The following is a 20,902-nucleotide window of genomic DNA, read 5'->3' as shown; positions in this document are numbered from 1 at the left end:
CTGTCACTCCTTGGCATCTACATTGTATAAAAGGCCAACTTCCGCAGGTTTTATGTAATACATCCTGTCTGAAACAATTTCCTTAATGCTTTTGGTAACTAACGATTCATTTAACTGCTCTAAAGTAAGATTGTATCTGGCCAATATAGCTGAGTCCTCATTACCAAGAACTTGTTTTGAGGAATAAATCAATTTATTTAAAATTCTAGAAGCTTTGCGTCGCTCCACCCTAATTTTCGACATTGCATTATAGTAGGTTTGGACATCTTCCACAAAAGTATTTATTCCAAGTACCTCACCCAATACCATAATGTCCTCCCTGTCCCGAGGGCCATAGCTATATCCCGTCCTCCAGTTTCGCAGAACGGATTTTGTGGTTTTATTCCAACCTGCAGTTCGCATCAATCGGAAAAGCCTATCATCGTCCATCCGTTTTTCCATAAACTTTTCTTCATATAATTCTCTCCACTTTTTAATAGACAGATATGCTTGTTTACTAGTGTCCTTCGCGTCAACAGATTGAATGAATATCCTATACAAATCTTTCCTAGCATCGTTATCGACAAAAAGAATAGTGTCTTTTAATCCTATTTCGTGAAAATGTTTATGTGTAACTCGTTTATTCTTGTTATCTAGCACATAAACTGCACTGTTCTTTGTAAAGAAGGATACACTTCCATCTGTAAAATGAACCAAAGTTGCTTTAACAGCATCTGTACCTTTATAATCCTTCTCCCCACGGTAAACAGCAGGGGACACTGTTGTACTCTTCTCTAACAAATCAGCAGCAGCACTATTTAAACCAATGACTTTCTGACGAGCAAACTTGTTGAATCGATTATAGAGATACCTATAAAAGTTAGTGCTATCCTGTTGGGTTGAGTTCTGAACAAAATGCCTTAATGCATAATTTTCCGCTTCCAATATCGTTTTCAATTTTTGAGTAATTAAGTTAATTTCTGAACTGTACAAATATAATTTGGCTCTCTTATAAGAAATTTTCAACAATGACTGTAAATCTCTAAAATTTATTGCAGAGTACATGACAAGAGAATCACAATGTACAGTAATATCTTGAGCCCAAATATCTTTAGACACAAAGAATTGCAAATCGTATTCAGCCAATTCCTCTATTGTCATTCCCATTGCCAACGAGATGAACTCTTTTAGAGCAAGTTGGTTCTTTCGACTATTGGAGACCACACAAACACTCTTGCCTTGCTTTACTTCGTTTAGAATGAATGCCTTCAATTCATCCCCCTTAGGGTTAGAACGGTCAAGAGAATGTTTGTACAAAATATCCTCAAATAAAGACACCATTTCCTCAAAAGAATCATTTTCATAACGACTTTCGCTATCCTTTAATTCTTGGAGTAATCCGAGAACAGTGTCCCAATATGGCTGCATTGATGCAATTAAATCGTAAAGTCCAGCACCGATAGGAAGTCGGATTAAAATATACACCAGCTTTGCCGCAACATTCGTATCATATCTTGAAAATTTCCCCTTTCTTAATTTATCCAATAGGTGGATTAGTCGCTCAATTTCCTGCTCAAAACTACTTTTAACATACTCTACATCCAGCGAATGAATGCTCACTTTATGTAGCAATTCTTCTATATTAATCATAGGTTGCTGTATTTCGTTTTCATCAATATTCTGGATACAATCCCCATCAACTATATAATTCTTAACAGCACTTTTCTGTAGATATGGGATGCGGTCATCTAAAAGGTTGTCAAAGAACAACAAAGTGCTCTTAGGTAAGTTCGATAAGCCCTTTTTAATGTAAGAACAATCCACAAAAATATAATCAAAACTATGTTCCTGCTCATTGAGCATGTCCAAATTCTCCGTAACATAAATTGTGGGATTTTGACTATCCTTCCTCCCCAATATATTTCTGTTCCCCCTTGAAAGGGCATTAAACTTGCGGTAGCCTGATGCAACAGGATATATGTAGTGCAAGGGAACATCTTGGGGTAACTTGCCTTCGTAGTAATGGTAAAGAATATGCCTCCAATACACTCGAGCAAAGTAGGTATCCCCCATATTGCAATACCCAATATATTGATGAATATTACTGCATATTTGAAAGAGCCTCTCCGCATTCACACGGCAAGTCTCCAGGAAGGCCAGCATCTCTAAGCGATTGGTTACCACCAAGATTTCCGCCCTTTTAGATGGATTCTCTCTTTTCTGAAACCCCATTGTTTCATCCATATTAAGCGCTCTCAATACTAGATGTGGAAATATGTACTTTCTCGGTGTACAGAGCAATATGTTTTCCTTGCACAACAGGGACCCAACAATTTCATCACCCATACACTCTTCGGCTCGATAAAATATCTGCTGAGGTACACTACAATGTACTAAAGACTTGTCTGATGTGCTATACAACATCTATCTCCTTCTCTCATTTGTAAAATCGTTGGATTCACCATACAAATTACAAAAAACTTAAATTTCATAATACTATTATACCAACAGAATTAGAGTACTTCTATATGTATATTAGAAGAACAGACCAATTGTGCCAATTTCCTTGTAGCGTTTTTTAACTGAGATTTCTCCCCACTATAAAGTTATTTTAGCTATCTATAACAATTTCAGTCCGCCTCGCTGAGGTACTCTGGTTTTCCTCACTTCTTGGGGGGCACAAAAGGCCATTAGCCAAAGGCACTATAAAAACCTAGTACCTCAGAAAAATTTTTATCTATATAAGGGATTTTTAAGAATAATAGAGCAAATTGGAGGATTTACTTTTGTGAACTATAAAGTTGGTATCGTCACACCGTTTAATATGAATACTCTTCACAACCAAGTAAAATATAGTCGGATTTTCAGATTGTTTTTATAATTACTACTAAAAATCAACTGAGATTACAGGAAATTATTCAAAATTAGGTCTAGACCTCTTTATGAATTTGGAGGATATTCATATGAAAGTTGAGCGTTTTTTTAATGAAAACAGCTCTTGAAACTAAATAAGATCAATTAGCATTACTTGAACTAAAACAACAGCTTGACGAACACGTTAATTTCCAATAAATAACATCTGATATTTTTCACCGCTTACTTACATAGAAAGAATTGAAATAAAAACAAACGGAAGTCCGAGAATTTTTTATCGATTCCCGGACTCTTCTGCTAATTATTTAATTAATTTTATCAACGCACAACACTCCACATGGCTCGTATGCGGAAACATATCAACAGGCTGCACCTCAAGCGTCGCATACCCGCCATCCTCCAGCACCCGCAAATCGCGCGCCAAGGTTCCCGGGTTGCATGATACATACACTACACGCTTCGGCTTCATCTCCAAAATCGTCCGCAGCAACGCCTCGTCGCACCCTTTGCGCGGCGGGTCAACCACAAGCGTGTCAGCTGTAATGCCTTCCTTATACCACTTCGGAATCACGGTCTCAGCTTCGCCAACTTCAAACTCAGCGTTCTCAATACCATTCAACTCAGCATTCCGCTTCGCGTCCTCGATCGCTTCCGGCACAATTTCGACGCCGTATACTTTTTTCGCCTTCTTCGCCAAGAAGAGCGAAATCGTGCCGATGCCACAATACGCGTCGATGACGGTTTCTTCGCCGTTCAGTTCGGCGTATTCAAGCGCTTTGTCGTAGAGCACCTTTGTTTGCTCGGGGTTGACTTGGTAAAAGGATCTGGCTGAGATAGCGAATTTGATGCCGCCGATGGTGTCGTAAATGTATTCTTCTCCCCAGATGACGTGCGTTTCGTCGCCGAAGATGACGTTTGTTTTTTTCGGGTTGATGTTTTGGACGATCGATTTGACGCGCGGGAATGCCGCGGTGATCTCCTCGACGATTTTCGCTTTGTGCGGGAAGTCGTTTGTCCTTGTGATGAAGACGACCATCATTTCGCCTGTGACGGCGCCGTATCTGACCATGATGTGTCTGAGCCAGCCTTTGTGGCGTTCTTCGTTGTACGCCTTGATGCCGTATTTGCCGCAGATTTCTTTAATCGCTTGAACGACGCGGTCGTTTTCCGACTGCTGGATCAGGCATTCGTTCATGTCGATGATTTCATGGCTGCGCTGCTGGTAGAAGCCTGCGATCAGACCGCCTTCTCTTTCGCCGACAGGGACCTGCGCTTTGTTTCGGTAGTTCCACGGGTCTTCCATGCCGAGGGTCGGGTGGACGGTGATCCGGCTTAAATCGAGCTTGCCGATTCGCTCAAGCACGTCTTTGACTTGCTTCTGCTTGTAGAGAAGCTGGCCTTCGTAGTTGATGTGCTGAAGCTGGCAGCCGCCGCACTGCTTGTAGATCGGGCACGGCGCGTCTGTACGAAAGCGGCTTTCTTCTTTCAAGTCGATAAGGCGGCCGAAGGCGAAGCCTTTTTTGACCCGGGTCACTTTGATCTGAGCCTTTTCTTCAGGGAGTGCGTTCGGCACGAAAATCGGGAAGCCGTCGACTTTGGCGACGCCGGCTCCTTCGTGTGTTAAATCTTCAAATACGACATTGTAATATTCATTTTTTTGAACGGGGGCTTTTTGTTTCATCTTTTTCACCTGCTATAAGAAAAACTTGGCCAGCTCTTTAGACCAAGTTCAATCATCCAATTTTCTCGCTTTTTCTTTTGACATGACGACATCGATATGGCGGTAGAGGTTTTCGAATTCGCCTGGCAGTTCGCCGCCGTATTCGCCGTCAAGGTTGAGGAGCATTTTGTCTTTGACCGTCACTTTGACGCGGTTTGCTTTCGTGTAGATGATATGCTCGTCATTGATATGTTCGCCGCGGAGGGCAAGTCCGACAAGTCTGATGAATTCGGCGAGGTTTGCCCGTTTTAAAATAACGAGGTCAAACATGCCGTCATTCAAGCTTGAGTCTGGAGCGAGCTTCTCAAAGCCGCCGACGGAGTTCGTCAGCATGACGAGAAACAGCATCACTTCTCCTTCAAACAGCTTGCCGTCGTATTCGATTTCGACCTCGGTCGGCCTTAGCGAAGGAAGGAGCATTTCCATTCCTTTTAAATAATAGGCAAGATGGCCGAGCATCGTCTTCAATTTGCTTGGTACGTCATATGTCAGTTCGGTGAGGCGTCCGCCGCCGGCAATATTGATGAAATATTGGCCGTTGACGCGGCCGATGTCAATCGGACGGGCTTCTCCCTCTAGTATTGTGTTTACCGCCTTTAAAATATCCTCGCGCGGAATGCCGAGCGCTCTCGCAAAGTCATTCGTCGTTCCGACCGGAATGACTCCGAGCTTGGGACGGTGTTCCAACGGCGCCAGTCCGTTGATGACTTCATTTAATGTGCCGTCTCCTCCGGCCGCAACAATCAAGTCAAATTCCCGCTCAGCGGCGTTTCTGGCGGCCTGTACGGCATCCCCTTCCCCTGTTGTCGCATGGCAAGACGTTTCATAGCCTGCCTGCTCGAACTTCTGCAGAACTTGGGCAAGGTTTTTTTTGAAAATTTCGCGTCCGGAAGTCGGATTGTATATGATTCGTGCACGTTTCATGTTTTCATCATCCTATTAGAGTATCCGTATCATTTCTTTACCAACAACCTTTAATTATACTAGTTGTTGAAAAAATCGCAACAAAATGGGTTTTATTATTTGTTTAATTTTAGATAAAATGCCCTAATTCATGGTAAAAAAGACTTCGGGATCTAATTGATGTAAAATAATTAATATTAAGAAAAAAGGAGATGTTGCTGTGAAAAAGCCCGTTTATTTTAACCATGACGGAGGCGTCGATGATCTCGTCTCTTTATTTCTGCTATTGCAGATGGAAGATGTCAAATTGATCGGAGCATCCGTCATACCGGCGGATTGCTATTTGGAGCCGGCTCTCAGTGCCAGCCGAAAAATCATTGACCGCTTCGGTTCGTACCAGGTCGAGACTGCGGCATCCGATTCGAGAGGGGTGCATCCGTTCCCGAAGGAGTGGCGCATGCACGCTTTTTATGTCGACGCCCTGCCGCTTTTAAATGAAAAAGGCGAAGTCCGGACCCCTGTGTCAGACCTGCCCGCTCACCTCCATCTCATTGAATGCGTCAAACAGAGCCCGGAACCGGTGACGCTGCTGTTCACCGGCCCGCTGACAGACTTGGCGAGGGCGCTTGAGGAAGAACCGGCGATCATCAAGCACATTGCCAAACTTGTCTGGATGGGCGGTACCTTCCTTGAGAAAGGAAATGTGGAAGAGCCTGAGCACGACGGGACGGCGGAATGGAACGCCTTTTGGGACCCTTACAGCGTCAAGACGGTGTTTGAACGCGATATTCAGATCGAAATGGTCGCGCTTGAAAGCACGAACCAGGTGCCATTGACAAACGATATCCGCTCCCATTGGGCAAGCCTCAGAAAGCATGTCGGGATCGATTTTATCGGCCAGTGCTATGCGATGTGTCCGCCGCTTGTCCATAACGAGACGAATTCGACATACTACCTTTGGGATGTGCTGACGACGCTGACACTCGGCACAGTCGATATGACACGCTCGCGCAGCGTCAAGGCGGTTGTCCATACGGAAAGCCCGCGCCAAGGAACGACAGAAGAGCATCCTCACGGCAGAATGGTCGAAGTCGTCGATCAAGTCGACAGGGATCAATTTTTTGCGTATTTTGAAGAGTTGATGAAAAAAGCCGACCGCATTCCATCTTTATAAAAGGAGACTTTCCATGATCAAAAAAGGGACAAACATTTATATCAGGCCGCTCACGGCTGAAGACGCCGAGGCTTGCCTTGACTTGCAGAACGCAAACCGCCCGTTTTTTGAACAGTTTTCAATGGAGCGGAACGAAGAGTTTTATACAATCGAAGGACAACAGAAGAGGCTTCAAAGTTTATATGAAAATATGCAGAACGATGTAGATTATTATTTTGGCATCTTTGATCCTGCAAACGATACGCTGATCGGAACGATCAACCTTTTCCAGGTACTGCGCGGCTCCTTGCAAAGCGCCTTCATCGGCTATTTTTTGGATCAGAAACACAACGGCAAAGGCTACACGACAGAAGCCGTCAAGCTGATGGTCGAGTTCGCCTTTCAAGATCTCAAGCTCCATCGCATCGAAGCCGGCGTCATGCCCCGTAATCTTGCCTCGATCCGGGTGCTGGAGAAGGCGGGCTTTCACAAAGAAGGCATCGCCCGGAAAAACGTTAAGATCAACGGAAAATGGGAAGACCATCAGCTGCTGGCGGTAATCAATCCGCATGATTAACCGCTTCTTTGCGGGGCTGGAAAACGAAATCAGCAGCATTAAAAAAGCTTGTCGATGAAGATCATTTCAACCTTTATCGACAAGCTCATAACATGCTTTCATCTGCTTTTTGTCTCTTTCATGATGCTGAAAATGACTAAGGCGATAACACCTGCACATACAATATAAAATAAAACATCAGTCACAGGATTTCTTATATTTTTCAAGAGAAAAATGACTCCGATCAACACGATCGGTATGATCCAGGTGAGCCGCTTTACGGCTTTGGGGCTTGGTTCGTTGTTTCCTTTCGATTCCATTCACTGCCTCCTCTGTTGCCTTTTTTAAACAAAGCATAACACAGGATATATTTGTTAAACACCGACGATCGTCTCATCAAAGAAAAAACCCCTTGGAAAGGAGCATTCCAAGGGGTTCATGTTTTATCGACTTACTCTTCTTTCATACCCGGTTTTTTCCGGCGGAATTTCGCCAGCACTTCGTATACGATCGGTACGATCAGAAGGGTAAGGAGCGTCGAACTGATCAAACCGCCGATAACGGTGACGCCTAGTCCTTTTGAAATGACCTGGCTGCCGCCTTCAAATCCGAGCGCCAATGGAATCAGGGCGCCGATTGTGGCGATGGCCGTCATCAGGATCGGACGGAGCCTTGTAGAGCCGGCTTCAAGGAGTGCTTCTCTCGTTGAGAGCCCTTCCGCTTCCTTATGGATGACGCGGTCGATTAAGACAATCGCGTTTGTAACGACGATACCGATCAGCATCAGCATTCCGATCATTGCGTTCAAGCTGATTGTTTCTCCTGATACGTAAAGTCCCACCAAGGCGCCGATAATGGTAAACGGCAGCGAGAACAGGATCGCAAATGGCGCCAGTGCTCCGCCGAATGTAATCACAAGCACGAGGTAGACGATCGCAACCGCCGCAAGCATTGCGAGTCCGAGTTTTGTAAAGGAATCTTCGATATCAGCGGATACGCCGCCTGTATCGATTGTGACGTTGTCAGGCAGGTCGATCTTGTCGATGTTTTTCTGTACGTCGACTGATACGGCCGTGACGTTGTCCGATGTGACTTCCGCCGTGACATCGGCATAGATTTTGCCGTCGCGTTTTGAAATCGTGTCAGATGTCGTGCCTTCCTTCACTTTCGCGACATCGCCGATTTTCACTTTTTGGCCGGTCGGAGTTGTGATTTTCTTGTTTTCTAAATCTTTGACGCTTTTATATGTTTCTTCTTCTGTTTTAATCGTGACATCAAGATCTTTTCCGTCTTTTTTCACGGTTGTAAGCGGCGCCTGCGATGTTTCTTTCATGAGCGCCTGAGAAATCTGTGATGCCGTTAACCCGAGTTTGCTTAATTTCTCCTGGTCAGCGACAAAAGTAAATTCGTCATATGTGCTGGACAGGCCTGAGTTTACGTTCTTCAGGTCATTTTGGTCTTTCATAATCTTTTCGATCTCTTTTACAGTGCCTTTAATCTCTTTTTCTGAATCTCCGTACACATAATAGGTTAACTGATTGTTATTGCCTGAAGAGCTGAAATCCTGGGTTTTCCATTCTCCGCGTTTGGATTGCTTCTGAATGTCTTTTAGGACGTTGTCTTTTTCTTTATCAAAATCAGGTGTGTCTTCCTCATATTTGATATAGAACAACGCGCCGTTTGAGCTTCCGCCCATCAGCGGATTTCCCGCTCCTAACGTATATTGAACCGTATCGACGTGTTTGCGGTCCAATAGGACTTTTTCAGCTTTTTGCGCTTCTTTTTCCGCTTCTTTTTTCGTTTCTCCCGGTTCAGGAGTGTATGTGATTTGCACCATTTTATCTTTTGTAGCAGGCAAGTAGCTCGCTCCGATTAGCGGCACGAGGAACAAGCTTCCGACCAGCATTAGAACCGCGATGATCGAAGTGATCCATTTATGGCTGAGCGACCAATTCAACACTTTTTTGTAGAAGTTGGCCAGTACCCCAGGCTTGTGTTCTTTCGCCTTCACCGGCGCACCTGTCAACGACTTTTTGAAGAGGGTGTGCGCAAGCATCGGCACGAGCGTGATCGCGATCAGCAGGGATGCGGCAAGCGCGAATACAATCGTTAAGGCAAACGGCAGGAACAATTCGCCGATTTGACCGCCGACGAGTGCGAGCGGCAGGAATACCGCGATCGTCACGATCGTTGATGACATGATCGGCATGAACATTTCCTTCGTCGCTTCGCGCACGAGCGCTTTTCCGCGCAGCGGCTCATCTTTCAGCCTCATGCGGCGGTAAATGTTTTCAATGACGACGATCGAGTCGTCGACAACCCGTCCGATGGCGACCGTCATGGCGCCGAGCGTCATGATATTGAGCGTGATATCAAGCTGGTTCAAGACAAGCAGTGCGATTAACAATGACAATGGAATCGAAATGACCGAGATTAATGTTGATTTAATATCCCTTAGGAATAAGAGAATGATCACAACCGCAAAGATCGCTCCGAAAATCGCTTTGCTCAGCATCGTCTCGACCGACTCGGTGATCGGTTCGGCTTGATCGTATGTCGAGCTGTATTTGAAGCCTTTGTGGTCTTTTTTGAATTGTTCGAGTTCAGCTTTTACGTTGTCGGCTACCTCGACGGTATTGGCGTCGTTTGCTTTAATGACGCTGATGCCGATGCTGTCTTTACCATTGGTTCGTGAAATGGATTCGGCTTTTTTGACATCTTTAATCGTTGCGATGTCAGACAGCTTAACCGTCGGGACTCCCGCGCTTTGCTGAGCTTGTCCGGCGCTCTGTGCTCCGGCTTGAGCCTGCGCGCCCTGGGCCGCTTGCGCACTTTGCGCTCCGGCTTGCGCGCTTGCGCCTCCGGCAGACGCCGCTGGAATTCTCATATTTTTCAAGTCTTTAATTGTTTCGATATCGCCGCTCACGACGACCGATTTTTCTTCTTTCCCGAATGTGTACAACCCAAGCGGAGTCGTCACATCAGATCCTTGAATCACTTGCTTGACTGTATCCTCGTCAAGCCCATATTGCTTCAATTTGTCTTTTTTAAATGAAAATTCGACTTCTTCAACCTGCTGCCCGGAAAGCTGAACGGAAGCTACGCCTTCAAGGCCTTCAAGCTTCGTCAGGAGGCTGTCTTCCACTTTTTTCGTCAAGCTTTGAAGATCGTCTTTATCACTGGACACGCTGAGCGCGAGGATCGGGAAGGAATTCATGCTGTAGCGCGAAATGCTCGGCTCTTTCGCATTGTCCGGCAGATCGAGATTCGCCAATGCTTCAGCGGCTTCCGTCTTCGCTTTGTCCATATCCTTTTCATAATCGTATTCAATCATCACCGATGATGCGTTTTCATACGAAGTGGACGTCACAACGCTGACGCCGTCCAGGTTTTGCACGGCTTGTTCAACAGGCTTTGTGACTTCATCAGCTACCTGGCTCGGAGTGGCTCCGGGGTATGTCGTGCTGACGGTCAAATAAGGCATGTTCACATCAGGAATTGATTCCTGCTTCATATTTAAACCCGCATAAATGCCGGCAACCGTAACAATAATCGTCATCAGCCACACAGCGAACTTGTTCTTTAGTACAAAATTAATGATAGAATTCATTACGACCTCCATTGTGTATATCATTTTCAGAATACAGATTGACTGACTGGTCATTCTATACAATAATAAACTTCAAAAGTAAACAGCGTCAACTTATATATGTTAAAATTTATTCAATTTTAAAGAAGTGTTAAAGGGGTACATTCATGACAGAAAAAGAAGAAAAAATCATTAAAGCAGGCCTGCACCTGTTCGCGAAAAACGGGTTTGCTTCCACAACGATTCAGGACATCGCCAATGAATGCAACATCTCAAAAGGAGCTTTCTACCTCCATTTCAAGTCGAAAGAAGCGCTTTTGCTTGCAATCATTAAGTATTATATCGATCGAACGATGGAAAATATGAAGATCATTCAGCAAAAGAATTTTCCTCCGAAGGAAACGTTCAAGGAGCAGATTGCTTATCAATTCAGTGAGAGCAAGGAGCACCGCGACTTTATTCTCGTGATGATCAGCGAACACAGCATCCCGGAAAACAGCAAGATCGAAGAATATTTTAAAAATGTCAGCCAAAAATTCCACGAGACGTATAAAAACGCGCTGTCAGCAGCCTACGGGGACATTGTGAAGCCCTATCTGTCAGACTTGTCCGTGATCGTTCAAGGCATCGTGCAGTCTTATCAAAATTTGTTTATCTTTAATGAACTGGATATCGATTTTTACGAACTTGCGGATTTTATTATGAGAAGAATCGATGACATGATTGATGGCATGGTTCAAAACGGGGAGCAGCCGATCCTGGCCGGACGGACGTACAGCTATTACCGGAACGCCGGCAGTACGGCCGATAAACATACGATTTTGCGGGAGCTTGAAGATGCCAAACGTCAGCCGGCGCTGCCGGAAGACATTCTCATTACACTGGATGTGATCGAGGAAGAGCTGAGAAAAGATTCGCCCCGCATCCCCGTGCTCCAGGGCATGCTGACAAATTTGGAGCATCAGGACAATGTCCAGCATCTCTATGGAATGATCACCCGTTTCCTTCATTCATAAAACAGCCTGATGGCTGTTTTTTTATTTCCCTACAATACGACGATCTGACCATGAATATTTTGGAAACAGCATGTATAATAAGATCGCTTAAGACAATCTAGATTTTTAGGGGGTTTTACCTTAGTGAAAAAAAGCATCGTTTGCTCTATCTTCGCGCTGCTCCTTGCTTTTGCCGTTTCGCAGCCGAGCTACGCACACACCGTTTCTCCGGTGAATCCGAATGCCCAGCCGACGACGAAAGCGGTGATGAACTGGCTTGCCCACCTGCCCAATCGGACGGAAAACCGAGTGATGTCCGGGGCATTCGGAGGATACAGCCTCGACACATTTTCGCTGACTGAAGCCGACCGGATCAAACAGGCAACAGGACAGCTGCCAGCCATATACGGCTGCGATTATGCAAGGGGATGGCTGGAGCCGGAAGAGATCGCCGATACGATTGACTACAGCTGCAACAGCGACTTGATCGCATACTGGAAAAGCGGAGGCATTCCGCAAATCAGCCTGCACCTCGCAAACCCCGCGTTTACTTCGGGTCATTATAAAACTCAGATTTCAAACAGCCAGTATGAGAGAATTTTAGATTCTTCCACGCCCGAAGGAAAACGGCTTGAGGCGATGCTGAGCAAAATCGCCGATGGCCTTCAGGAGCTTGAAAATGAAGGCGTACCCGTTCTATTCAGACCCCTTCATGAAATGAACGGCGAATGGTTCTGGTGGGGGCTGACGCAATATAATCAAAAAGACAGCGCGAGAATCTCCTTATACAAACGGCTCTATGTGAAAATCTATGACTATATGACAAAGACAAGAGGCTTGGATCATCTGTTGTGGGTGTATGCGCCTGACGCCAACAGAGACTTTAAAACAGACTTTTATCCGGGCGCATCATATGTTGACATCGTCGGGCTTGACGCTTATTTTGATGACCCGCACGCCATTGATGGCTACGATCAGCTCACATCTCTGAACAAGCCGTTTGCCTTTACAGAGGTCGGGCCACAGACGACAAACGGCGGGCTGGATTACGCGCGGTTTATCCATGCAATCAAAGAGAAATACCCGAATACGACGTACTTCCTGGCGTGGAACGATGGGTGGAGCCCTGCTGTGAATAAGGGAGCGGGCGCCCTCTATCTTCATCCATGGACGCTGAATAAAGGAGACATCTGGGACGGCGGTTCTTTGACGCCTGTTGTGGAATAACGAAAAAACCTTGGAGAATTATTCTCCAAGGTTTTTTAAGCAGCTTGTTCTGTCCTTTTGAGGCTGGTCCTGTTATTTAATATCCATGGCTTTCATAACTCTCATTTCTCTTTCCTGCTTTTTTTTCAAAGCTTCTCTGCCTTTAATCCATTCCCCCAGCAATAAAGCCAGTCCGCCAATAAGAGGAAGATAAAATGATGCGAAAGATTTTCCTTCATGAATGGATAATGCAACGAGAAAAATGATATAAGCTGTTGGCAGTATAGCTCCCCAAAAAGTACGATTTCTGGTCGATAAAAAATATTGAATTCCCAGTATTGCAAATCCGATCAGTAGTATATATATAGTATTCATTTATGAACACCCCGCTCTTTTTTATATTTCTCAATGATTAACTTTGCATTTTCCAGACTTATCTGATCATCGATAGCTAACTGTTTAATAAAATGAACAAAAGTCTCATTTTCCAATTCATCAATGAGTTGAATTTTTTGTATTAATCGATCCAACCTAACCCTAACTGTTGGATAGGATACTTGATAACTCTTTGCAATTTCTTTTAACGAACCAGATTTCAGCATAAAATTTTTAATAAATTCTACATCCTCTTCTTCTAAAGCCAATATCCATTCGGGTACATCTTTTCTTTCCATAGACAGCCCCTCTTATCAATAAATTTAAAAACAAAACTTAAATTAATGATAATATATATCTAAATAAAGTTCAAATAAATTTTAATTTTATTTATTTACATCTTTACACAAATAAAAAAAGGTCCCCAATATGAGGACCTCCATTTAAGTAGCATAAGTCTGTTTTTTTATCGTTTATTAATCTCTTCAAGAAGAAGCTTGTTGACCATCGGCGGGTTCGCTTGTCCTTTTGAGGCTTTCATGATTTGGCCGACAAGAAAGCCGATCGCACGGTCTTTTCCGTTTTTAAAGTCTTCGATCGATTGCGGATTGTTGTCGAGCGCTTCTGTGACAAGCTTTCTGAGCGTCGCTTCGTCAGAAATTTGCACAAGGCCTTTTTCTTTGACGATTTTTTCTGCGTCTCCGCCTTTTTCGATCAATTCTTTGAAGACTTTTTTCGCGATTTTCGATGAAATCGTGCCTTTTTCGATCAGCTTGACCAATCCGGCAAGGCCTTCAGGCGTGAGCGCAACATCCGCAAGCTCTTGTTGCTGAGCGTTCAAGTAAGCCGACACTTCACCCATCAGCCAGTTCGACGCCAGCTTCGCGTCTGCGCCTTTTTCGACAGCTGCTTCGAAGAAGTCGGACATTTCTTTTGTCAAAGTGAGCACTTTCGCGTCATAGGCAGGCAGGCCAAGCTCTTCGATGTAGCGCTTGCGGCGCTCGTCCGGAAGCTCAGGAATGCTGTCTTTCACGCGCTGTTTCCACTCATCGTCAATGTAAAGCTCGACAAGATCAGGCTCAGGGAAGTAGCGGTAGTCGTCAGATCCCTCTTTGACCCTCATTAAAATCGTCGTTTTGGACGCTTCATCATAGCGGCGCGTCTCCTGCTGAATGACACCGCCTGACAAAAGAACTTGCGCCTGGCGTTTTTCTTCGTGCTCAAGGCCTTTTTGAACAAAGGCGAATGAGTTCAGGTTTTTCAGCTCTGTCTTTGTGCCGAACTCCTCTTGTCCGATCGGACGGAGCGAGATGTTGGCGTCGCAGCGGAGCGAGCCCTCTTCCATCTTACAATCGGAAACGCCTGTATACTGAATGATTGATTTCAGTTTTTCAAGGTAGGCGTAAGCTTCTTCAGGCGTTCTGATATCGGGCTCGGAGACGATTTCAACGAGCGGTGTTCCCTGGCGGTTATAGTCGACAAGGGAGTAGCCGTCGCCTGTATGCGTCAGTTTTCCCGCATCCTCTTCCAAATGAAGGCGGGTGATGCCGATGCGCTTCGTTTTTCCGCCGACTTCGATTTCGATCCAGCCGTTTTCGCCGATCGGTTTATCAAATTGAGAAATTTGATAAGCTTTCGGGTTGTCGGGGTAGAAATAGTTTTTCCGGTCGAATTTCGTTTCTGTCGCAATTTCACAGTTGAGCGCCATCGCGGCTTTCATCGCGAAATTAACGGCTTCTTTGTTCAACACAGGCAGTACACCCGGATAGCCTAAGTCGATAACGCTTGTCTGCGTGTTGGCCGCCGCGCCGAATGGCGTTGGAGAACTGGAGAAAATTTTCGATTTTGTTTTGAGCTCCACGTGGACTTCAAGTCCGATTACCGTTTCAAAGTTCATGTTTTTTCACCCCTTACAGTTCAGGTTTTGCTTTATGGTGGTCTGTCGCCTGTTCGAATGCATGGGCGACGCGGTATACTGTGCTTTCGTCAAAGTGTTTGCCGATGATTTGCAGGCCGAGCGGCAAGCCGTTCGCCAAGCCGCACGGTACGCTGATTCCCGGTACGCCCGCAAGGTTGACAGGAATCGTCAGAATGTCATTGGCGTACATGGTCAGCGGATCGCTCGTTTTTTCGCCGATTTTAAATGCCGGCGTCGGCGTTGTTGGTCCGATGATAACGTCATAGTTTGCAAATACGTCTTCAAAGTCCTTTTTGATCAGCGTTCTGACTTTTTGCGCTTTTTTATAGTACGCATCATAGTAGCCTGAGCTGAGCGCGAACGTGCCGAGCATGATGCGGCGTTTCACTTCGTTTCCGAATCCTTCGGAACGCGTTTGTTTGTACAGGTCGATCAGGTTGTCGGCATTGTCCGTGCGGTAGCCGTAGCGGATGCCGTCGAAGCGCGCCAGGTTTGCCGATGCTTCAGATGAAGAAAGCAGGTAGTAAGTCGCCAGCGCGTATTTGCTGTGCGGAAGCGATACTTCTTCCCATGTCGCGCCAAGGCTTTCGAGCACTTTCAGCGCTTCAAGCACGGAATTTCTCGCTTCTTCTCCCACTCCTTCGCCGAGGTATTCTTTCGGCACGGCGATTTTAAGTCCTTTAATGTCGCCGGTTAACGCTGACAGATAGTCGGGCACGTCCACATTGGCGCTCGTCGAATCCATTTTGTCGACGCCTGAAATCGCCTGAAGAAGGTAGGCGTTGTCTTCGACAGATCTTGTGATCGGGCCGATTTGATCCAATGAAGAAGCAAATGCGACAAGGCCGTATCTGGAAACGCGTCCATATGTAGGCTTTAAGCCGACGACGCCGCAGAAAGATGCCGGCTGGCGAATCGATCCGCCCGTGTCAGATCCAAGTGAAAACGGCACTTCCCCGGCCGCAACCGCAGCCGCAGAGCCTCCGCTTGATCCACCCGGAACAGTTTCGAGATTCCACGGGTTTTTTGTCTTTTTAAAGCCTGAGTTTTCTGTGGAAGAGCCCATCGCGAATTCATCCATGTTCAGCTTTCCGATGGTGACCGCTTCAGCTTCGTGAAGACGCTCAACAACGGTTGCATCATAGATCGGGTCAAAGTTCTCGAGAATTTTGCTTGCGCACGTTGTCCGCAGATCCTTTGTTACGATATTGTCCTTAATACCGATCGGCATCCCGAAAAGAAGGCCGTGCTCATCACGGGTATCAAGCGCTTCGTCCAATTCTTTGGCGTATGCGCGGGCTTTTTCTTCATCAAGCTGCAAAAAGGCTTGTACCTTTCCGTCAACTTCGTGAATCCGTTTGTAAGATTCATCGACTAAATCTGATATGCTGATCTCTTTATTATGTATGAGACGTTTTAATTCAGATATTTTATGGTCAAACAGTGACATGTTTTCTCGCTCCCTCCTTTATTCAGTCCAAGATTGACGGCACGCGGATGTAGCCGTCTTTATGATCAGGCGCGTTTTTGACAACGTCCTCAACCGGAAGTCCTTTATCAGGGACATCTTCCCTCATGATATTCTTCATTTGCAATACGTGCGTTGTTGGTTTAACATTCTCTGTATCGACTTCGTTCAGCTCTTCTGCAAATGAAATAATGCTGTCAAGCTGTTCGGTAAACATCGCCGCTTCTTCGTCCGTAATCGCCAGTCTGGCAAGATGGGCGACATGCTTTACTTCTTCTATAGAAATACGCGACATACTAAAAACACCTCCAAGGTTATTCTCGCTTAGTCATAATACTGATCATATCAAATTTTAGCCTTCTAAATCAACAAAACCACGATCTTCGCCCCATTAGGCGGCTTTTATTTTATCGCACATGAAAAATTCAGTAAAATAGCACGTACTAATATTCAGAATATTTTTACTTTATATAATATTTGTAAGCGTTTTCATTATGATGCTTATCAGAACCATCACGCTCTTTTTCAATAAAATCGGATGTTTTTCACGGTTGATTGATGGGGAATAGTTTGATAGGTTAGGTAACTAAGTACGATCTAACCGGCAGCGCCTTAATTCCAATACTTGATTTTTTAAAGAGGGGGCCCTGCAATTTTCTTCGTACCGCAAGTCAGTATTGTCGAAAATTTTAAAGAGGTGATGCCACATTATTTTTAAAGAGGAGAGATATGAAACGTGAGTGTTGAAATATTTATTTCGTTAGGGATTTATTTTGCCGCGATGCTCTTAATCGGCTGGTATTCCTACAGAAAGACATCCAATTTGAATGACTACATGCTCGGCGGCAGAGGTCTTGGGCCTGCTGTTACGGCTTTATCGGCCGGCGCGTCGGACATGAGCGGATGGATGCTGATGGGACTGCCCGGAGCCATGTATGTGACAGGACTTTCGAGCGCCTGGCTTGCCGTCGGTTTAACAATCGGAGCTTATGTGAACTACTTGGTTGTCGCTCCCCGGCTGCGCACATATACAGAAGTAGCAAACGATGCGATTACAATTCCGGATTTTTTCGAAAATCGGTTTAATGATACGACGAGAATCTTGCGCCTGGCATCAGCCATCGTCATTATGGTGTTTTTCACACTGTACACGTCGGCGGGTATGGTGTCCGGAGGAAGACTGTTTGAAACGGCGTTCGGCCTCGATTATAAAATGGGTCTTTTCTTAACGGCAGCAGTCGTGATTGCTTATACGCTGTTCGGAGGGTTTTTGGCCGTCAGTCTGACTGACTTTGTGCAAGGTTTGATTATGTTTATCGCTTTAGTGCTCGTGCCGATCGTTGCCTTTACTCAATTAGGCGGAATTACGCCGACTTTCAATGTGATCGAAGAAATCAATCCAAGCTTGCTCGATTTCTTCAAAGGAACGACCGTCATTAGCATTATTTCATTTCTCGCCTGGGGACTGGGCTATTTCGGTCAGCCGCATATTATCGTCCGCTTTATGGCGATTTCATCCGTAAAAGAGCTGAAGCCTGCGCGCCGCATCGCAATGGGCTGGATGATCATCTCCGTAATCGGCGCACTGCTTGTCGGACTGATCGGTGTGGCGTATGTCCATGAAACGGGTACAGCGCTTAAAGATCCGGAAACGATTTTTATCGTGTTCTCAAAGGTATTATTCCATCCGCTGATTACCGGATTTTTGCTTTCCGCTTTGCTCGCGGCGATTATGAGTACGGTGTCTTCCCAGCTGCTTGTCACATCAAGCGCCATGACGGAAGATTTTTACCGGACGTTTTTCCGGCGCAAAGCTTCGGATAAGGAACTCGTTCTTGTCGGACGTCTGAGCGTTCTGCTTGTCGCCGTCATCGCGATCCTTCTGTCTCTGACACCGAACAACACGATCCTTGATTTGGTCGGCTATGCGTGGGCCGGGTTTGGTTCCGCATTCGGACCCGCCATCCTTCTCAGCTTGTACTGGAAGCGGATGAACCAGTGGGGCGCATTGGCCGGTATGATCACAGGAGCCGTGACCGTGCTGATTTGCATTCTGACCGGTCTGCAGGAGAAGACGGGAATCTATGAAATGATCCCTGGTTTCTTCCTGAGCTTGATTGTCGTTTACGCTGTCAGCATGATCACGAACAAGCCGGCAAAAGAAGCAAGAGATATGTTTGAAGAAATGGAACAGACGCATGAGGAAGAACATTCTTAAATGATCAGGCAATGAAAGCCGCCGGGCGATATCCGGCGGCTTTTTTGCTCAGACGGAATTCTTTTGATGCCACACCGGCAATATAATGGTAGGAGTATTGGGCTTTCTTGCTGATGAATGGTTCCGCGACATCCCCTTCAAAAACAGTTGTCGATCCATAGCGTCTGTGAGAAAATCATATCAATCATATAAGATATTGTCGGAAAGGAGATCATGGGCATGGATTGGCATATTGAAACAGAAACACTGTTGAAGCTTGGCATCGCAACATTAATCGGAATGGTCATCGGTCTCGAAAGGGAGCTGAAAAACAAGCCGCTCGGCTTAAAAACGTGCATCGTGATTGCGATCAGTTCCTGTGTTCTGACAATGATCAGCATTGATGCGGCATACCATTTTCCAAAGTCGAACAGAATTATGATGGACCCTTTGCGGCTTCCCGCACAAATCATATCGGGGATCGGCTTCATCGGAGCGGGCGTGATCTTACGCAAAAGCAACGACGTCATTTCCGGCCTGACCACTTCAGCGATGATCTGGGGAGCAGCCGGCCTCGGCGTCGCCATCGGAGCGGGCTTTTATAAAGAAGCATTTGTCAGTCTCATTTTCATTTTAATCAGCGTCGAGTTTTTGCCGTGGATCGTCGGCAAAATCGGCCCGAACCGATTGCAGGAAAAAGAAATCCGCGTCCGCATGTCTCTGAATGACAAGGATAAACTGACGGATATCCTCAAGGAAATGAAAGCGAAAAAAATCCGGATTCATTCCGTCCGGATCGATGATATGCGCGATAATGAATTTCCGGTCATGGAAACGAAAATCATGGTTCATAAGAAACGGTATGTCACCGATGTCTATTACGATATCAAAGCGATCGACGGCGTCGTCGGCGTAAAATGCGATACGCTTTAAAAAAAGCAGCCCTTTGGCTGCTTTTTTTGTGGATCATAAATATGGACAGTCGGTTCTATAGGATGATGGCTTTCTCTCGCCTAGAGGAGTTATTCATTTTCCTCCATTCTCCCCTTTTCAACTGTTCGAGTAAACAATATGAGACAAGCAAAACCTGTATATGTAAGTCCTTATCAGCAGGGTGGAAATTTGCTATATTCAGTCGTTTTTTACTGTTTGATCGCTAGGAGATCTCTTGAAATTTTTAAACTTCATCAACCGATGTCTGTTATTGAATTTTATTTAAGGCCGCATCATCTGCCATCACAATCACATCATTATGTTTCCTTAAAATTGAAGCAGGGAACTCTTGGGAGACACGGGTGCTGTTTAGCAGCCGTGCCAATGCTTCAGATTTTTCATTTCCAGACACGAGCAGAAGGATCCGCTTACTTTCCATTATTGTTTCAATTCCCATGGTCAATGCCTTTGTCGGTACTTCTTCCAAGGAACGAAAGAACCGAGAATTTGCCTGCCGGGTTGATTTATCCAAATCAACGATATGGGTTCTGCTTTTAAAGCTTGTCCCCGGTTCATTAAAACCGATATGACCATTCAATCCCATCCCCAATATTTGTATGTCAATTGCTTTTTCGGAAACAAGTCTATCGTAACTGATGCATTCTTGTTCCAAATCTTCCGCCATCCCATTTGGGATATTGATATTCCTTTGCCTAATATCCAGATGTTTGAATAATATTTCATTCATATAATAATGGTAGCTGTTTTTATTTTCTTTAGCCAGTCCAACGTACTCGTCTAAATTAAAAGCAGTAACATTCTTAAATGATATTTCCTTTTGCCGATACTTTTTGATCAGGCATTTATACAAACCTAGCGGTGTCGAACCTGTTGCAAAACCGATAACAGGATTTTTTGAATTGTTAATGAGCTCAGTCATTAAATCAGCTGATTTTTCACTCATTTCTTCATAACCTGATACATGAATAATTTTCACGTCGTTCTCCTTTCCGCAAAATAACATGTCCAAGACGGA

The 20,902-nt window shown here is 45.2% G+C and carries 17 protein-coding genes; 6 read left to right on the top strand and 11 right to left on the bottom strand.

The annotated features are described in order from the left end of the window. Positions 1 to 3: 3 nt before the first annotated feature. The 3 genes from drmE to ACH97_RS15835 form a co-directional block, all read right to left on the bottom strand. Entirely contained in the window at positions 4 to 2,403 is a 2,400-nt protein-coding gene (gene drmE / locus ACH97_RS15845; RefSeq protein WP_020450478.1) for a DISARM system-associated protein DrmE, read from the bottom strand. 751 nt (positions 2,404 to 3,154) lie between these two features. Then, entirely contained in the window at positions 3,155 to 4,534 is a 1,380-nt protein-coding gene (gene rlmD / locus ACH97_RS15840) for a 23S rRNA (uracil(1939)-C(5))-methyltransferase RlmD (protein WP_048350344.1), read from the bottom strand. Positions 4,535 to 4,582: 48 nt separating this feature from the next. Further along, a complete protein-coding gene (locus ACH97_RS15835; protein ID WP_023855610.1) occupies positions 4,583 to 5,497 on the bottom strand; it encodes a diacylglycerol kinase in 915 nt (304 codons plus the stop codon). A 199-nt stretch (positions 5,498 to 5,696) separates the two neighbouring features. On the opposite strand from ACH97_RS15835, the gene ACH97_RS15830 reads away from it, so the two are divergent. Together ACH97_RS15830 and ACH97_RS15825 are read left to right on the top strand one after the other, a co-directional pair. Further along, positions 5,697 to 6,650, top strand: coding sequence for a nucleoside hydrolase (locus ACH97_RS15830; RefSeq protein WP_025810350.1), 954 nt, complete (start codon positions 5,697 to 5,699; stop codon positions 6,648 to 6,650). 13 nt (positions 6,651 to 6,663) lie between these two features. After that, complete coding sequence (locus ACH97_RS15825) at positions 6,664 to 7,206, top strand: GNAT family N-acetyltransferase (protein ID WP_048350345.1); 543 nt, start codon at positions 6,664 to 6,666, stop codon at positions 7,204 to 7,206. Positions 7,207 to 7,304: 98 nt separating this feature from the next. Here ACH97_RS15825 and ACH97_RS15820 read toward each other — a convergent pair whose 3' ends face one another. Continuing rightward, positions 7,305 to 7,505: a hypothetical protein gene (locus tag ACH97_RS15820; protein ID WP_020450473.1), complete on the bottom strand. Its 201-nt coding sequence runs from the start codon at positions 7,503 to 7,505 to the stop codon at positions 7,305 to 7,307. A 131-nt stretch (positions 7,506 to 7,636) separates the two neighbouring features. Beyond that, positions 7,637 to 10,795, bottom strand: a complete 3,159-nt coding sequence (locus ACH97_RS15815; RefSeq protein WP_048350346.1) for an efflux RND transporter permease subunit — start codon at positions 10,793 to 10,795, stop codon at positions 7,637 to 7,639. A 146-nt stretch (positions 10,796 to 10,941) separates the two neighbouring features. Between ACH97_RS15815 and ACH97_RS15810 the strand changes: the two genes are divergently transcribed. After that, entirely contained in the window at positions 10,942 to 11,790 is an 849-nt protein-coding gene (locus ACH97_RS15810; RefSeq protein WP_025810344.1) for a TetR/AcrR family transcriptional regulator, read from the top strand. A gap of 123 nt (positions 11,791 to 11,913) precedes the next feature. Further along, complete coding sequence (locus ACH97_RS15805; protein ID WP_048350347.1) at positions 11,914 to 12,996, top strand: glycoside hydrolase family 26 protein; 1,083 nt, start codon at positions 11,914 to 11,916, stop codon at positions 12,994 to 12,996. Positions 12,997 to 13,068: 72 nt separating this feature from the next. On the opposite strand, the gene ACH97_RS15800 is transcribed toward ACH97_RS15805, so the two are convergent. The 5 genes from ACH97_RS15800 to gatC all read right to left on the bottom strand — a co-directional run bounded on the left by ACH97_RS15800 (position 13,069) and on the right by gatC (position 17,031). Then, on the bottom strand, positions 13,069 to 13,350 hold the full coding sequence (locus ACH97_RS15800; protein ID WP_020450469.1) for a hypothetical protein: 282 nt from the start codon (positions 13,348 to 13,350) through the stop codon (positions 13,069 to 13,071). Continuing rightward, positions 13,347 to 13,649 (bottom strand): DUF2089 family protein, encoded by a 303-nt coding sequence (locus tag ACH97_RS15795; protein ID WP_025810340.1) that lies wholly within the window; start codon positions 13,647 to 13,649, stop codon positions 13,347 to 13,349. The genes ACH97_RS15800 and ACH97_RS15795 overlap by 4 nt, the downstream gene beginning before the upstream one ends. A gap of 167 nt (positions 13,650 to 13,816) precedes the next feature. After that, the gene (gene gatB, locus ACH97_RS15790; protein ID WP_020450467.1) at positions 13,817 to 15,247 is read right to left on the bottom strand and encodes an Asp-tRNA(Asn)/Glu-tRNA(Gln) amidotransferase subunit GatB; all 1,431 of its coding nucleotides are present in this window, start codon (positions 15,245 to 15,247) and stop codon (positions 13,817 to 13,819) included. Positions 15,248 to 15,260: 13 nt separating this feature from the next. Next, positions 15,261 to 16,718 carry an Asp-tRNA(Asn)/Glu-tRNA(Gln) amidotransferase subunit GatA gene (gatA, locus tag ACH97_RS15785; RefSeq protein WP_023855604.1) on the bottom strand — a complete coding sequence of 486 codons (1,458 nt, stop codon included), beginning with the start codon at positions 16,716 to 16,718 and terminating at the stop codon, positions 15,261 to 15,263. A gap of 22 nt (positions 16,719 to 16,740) precedes the next feature. Continuing rightward, a complete protein-coding gene (gatC, locus tag ACH97_RS15780; RefSeq protein WP_003179590.1) occupies positions 16,741 to 17,031 on the bottom strand; it encodes an Asp-tRNA(Asn)/Glu-tRNA(Gln) amidotransferase subunit GatC in 291 nt (96 codons plus the stop codon). Positions 17,032 to 17,472: 441 nt separating this feature from the next. On the opposite strand from gatC, the gene putP reads away from it, so the two are divergent. Together putP and ACH97_RS15770 are read left to right on the top strand one after the other, a co-directional pair. Then, positions 17,473 to 18,954 (top strand): sodium/proline symporter PutP, encoded by a 1,482-nt coding sequence (putP, locus tag ACH97_RS15775; RefSeq protein WP_020450465.1) that lies wholly within the window; start codon positions 17,473 to 17,475, stop codon positions 18,952 to 18,954. Positions 18,955 to 19,173: 219 nt separating this feature from the next. After that, positions 19,174 to 19,866, top strand: a complete 693-nt coding sequence (locus tag ACH97_RS15770) for an MgtC/SapB family protein (protein WP_020450464.1) — start codon at positions 19,174 to 19,176, stop codon at positions 19,864 to 19,866. 268 nt (positions 19,867 to 20,134) lie between these two features. Here ACH97_RS15770 and nagB read toward each other — a convergent pair whose 3' ends face one another. Then, positions 20,135 to 20,863 carry a glucosamine-6-phosphate deaminase gene (nagB, locus tag ACH97_RS15765; protein ID WP_039073300.1) on the bottom strand — a complete coding sequence of 243 codons (729 nt, stop codon included), beginning with the start codon at positions 20,861 to 20,863 and terminating at the stop codon, positions 20,135 to 20,137. Positions 20,864 to 20,902: the final 39 nt, after the last annotated feature.

Source organism: Bacillus paralicheniformis (assembly GCF_001042485.2).
Lineage (GTDB): Bacteria > Bacillota > Bacilli > Bacillales > Bacillaceae > Bacillus > Bacillus paralicheniformis.
This window is presented reverse-complemented; position numbering and strand designations above follow the sequence as displayed.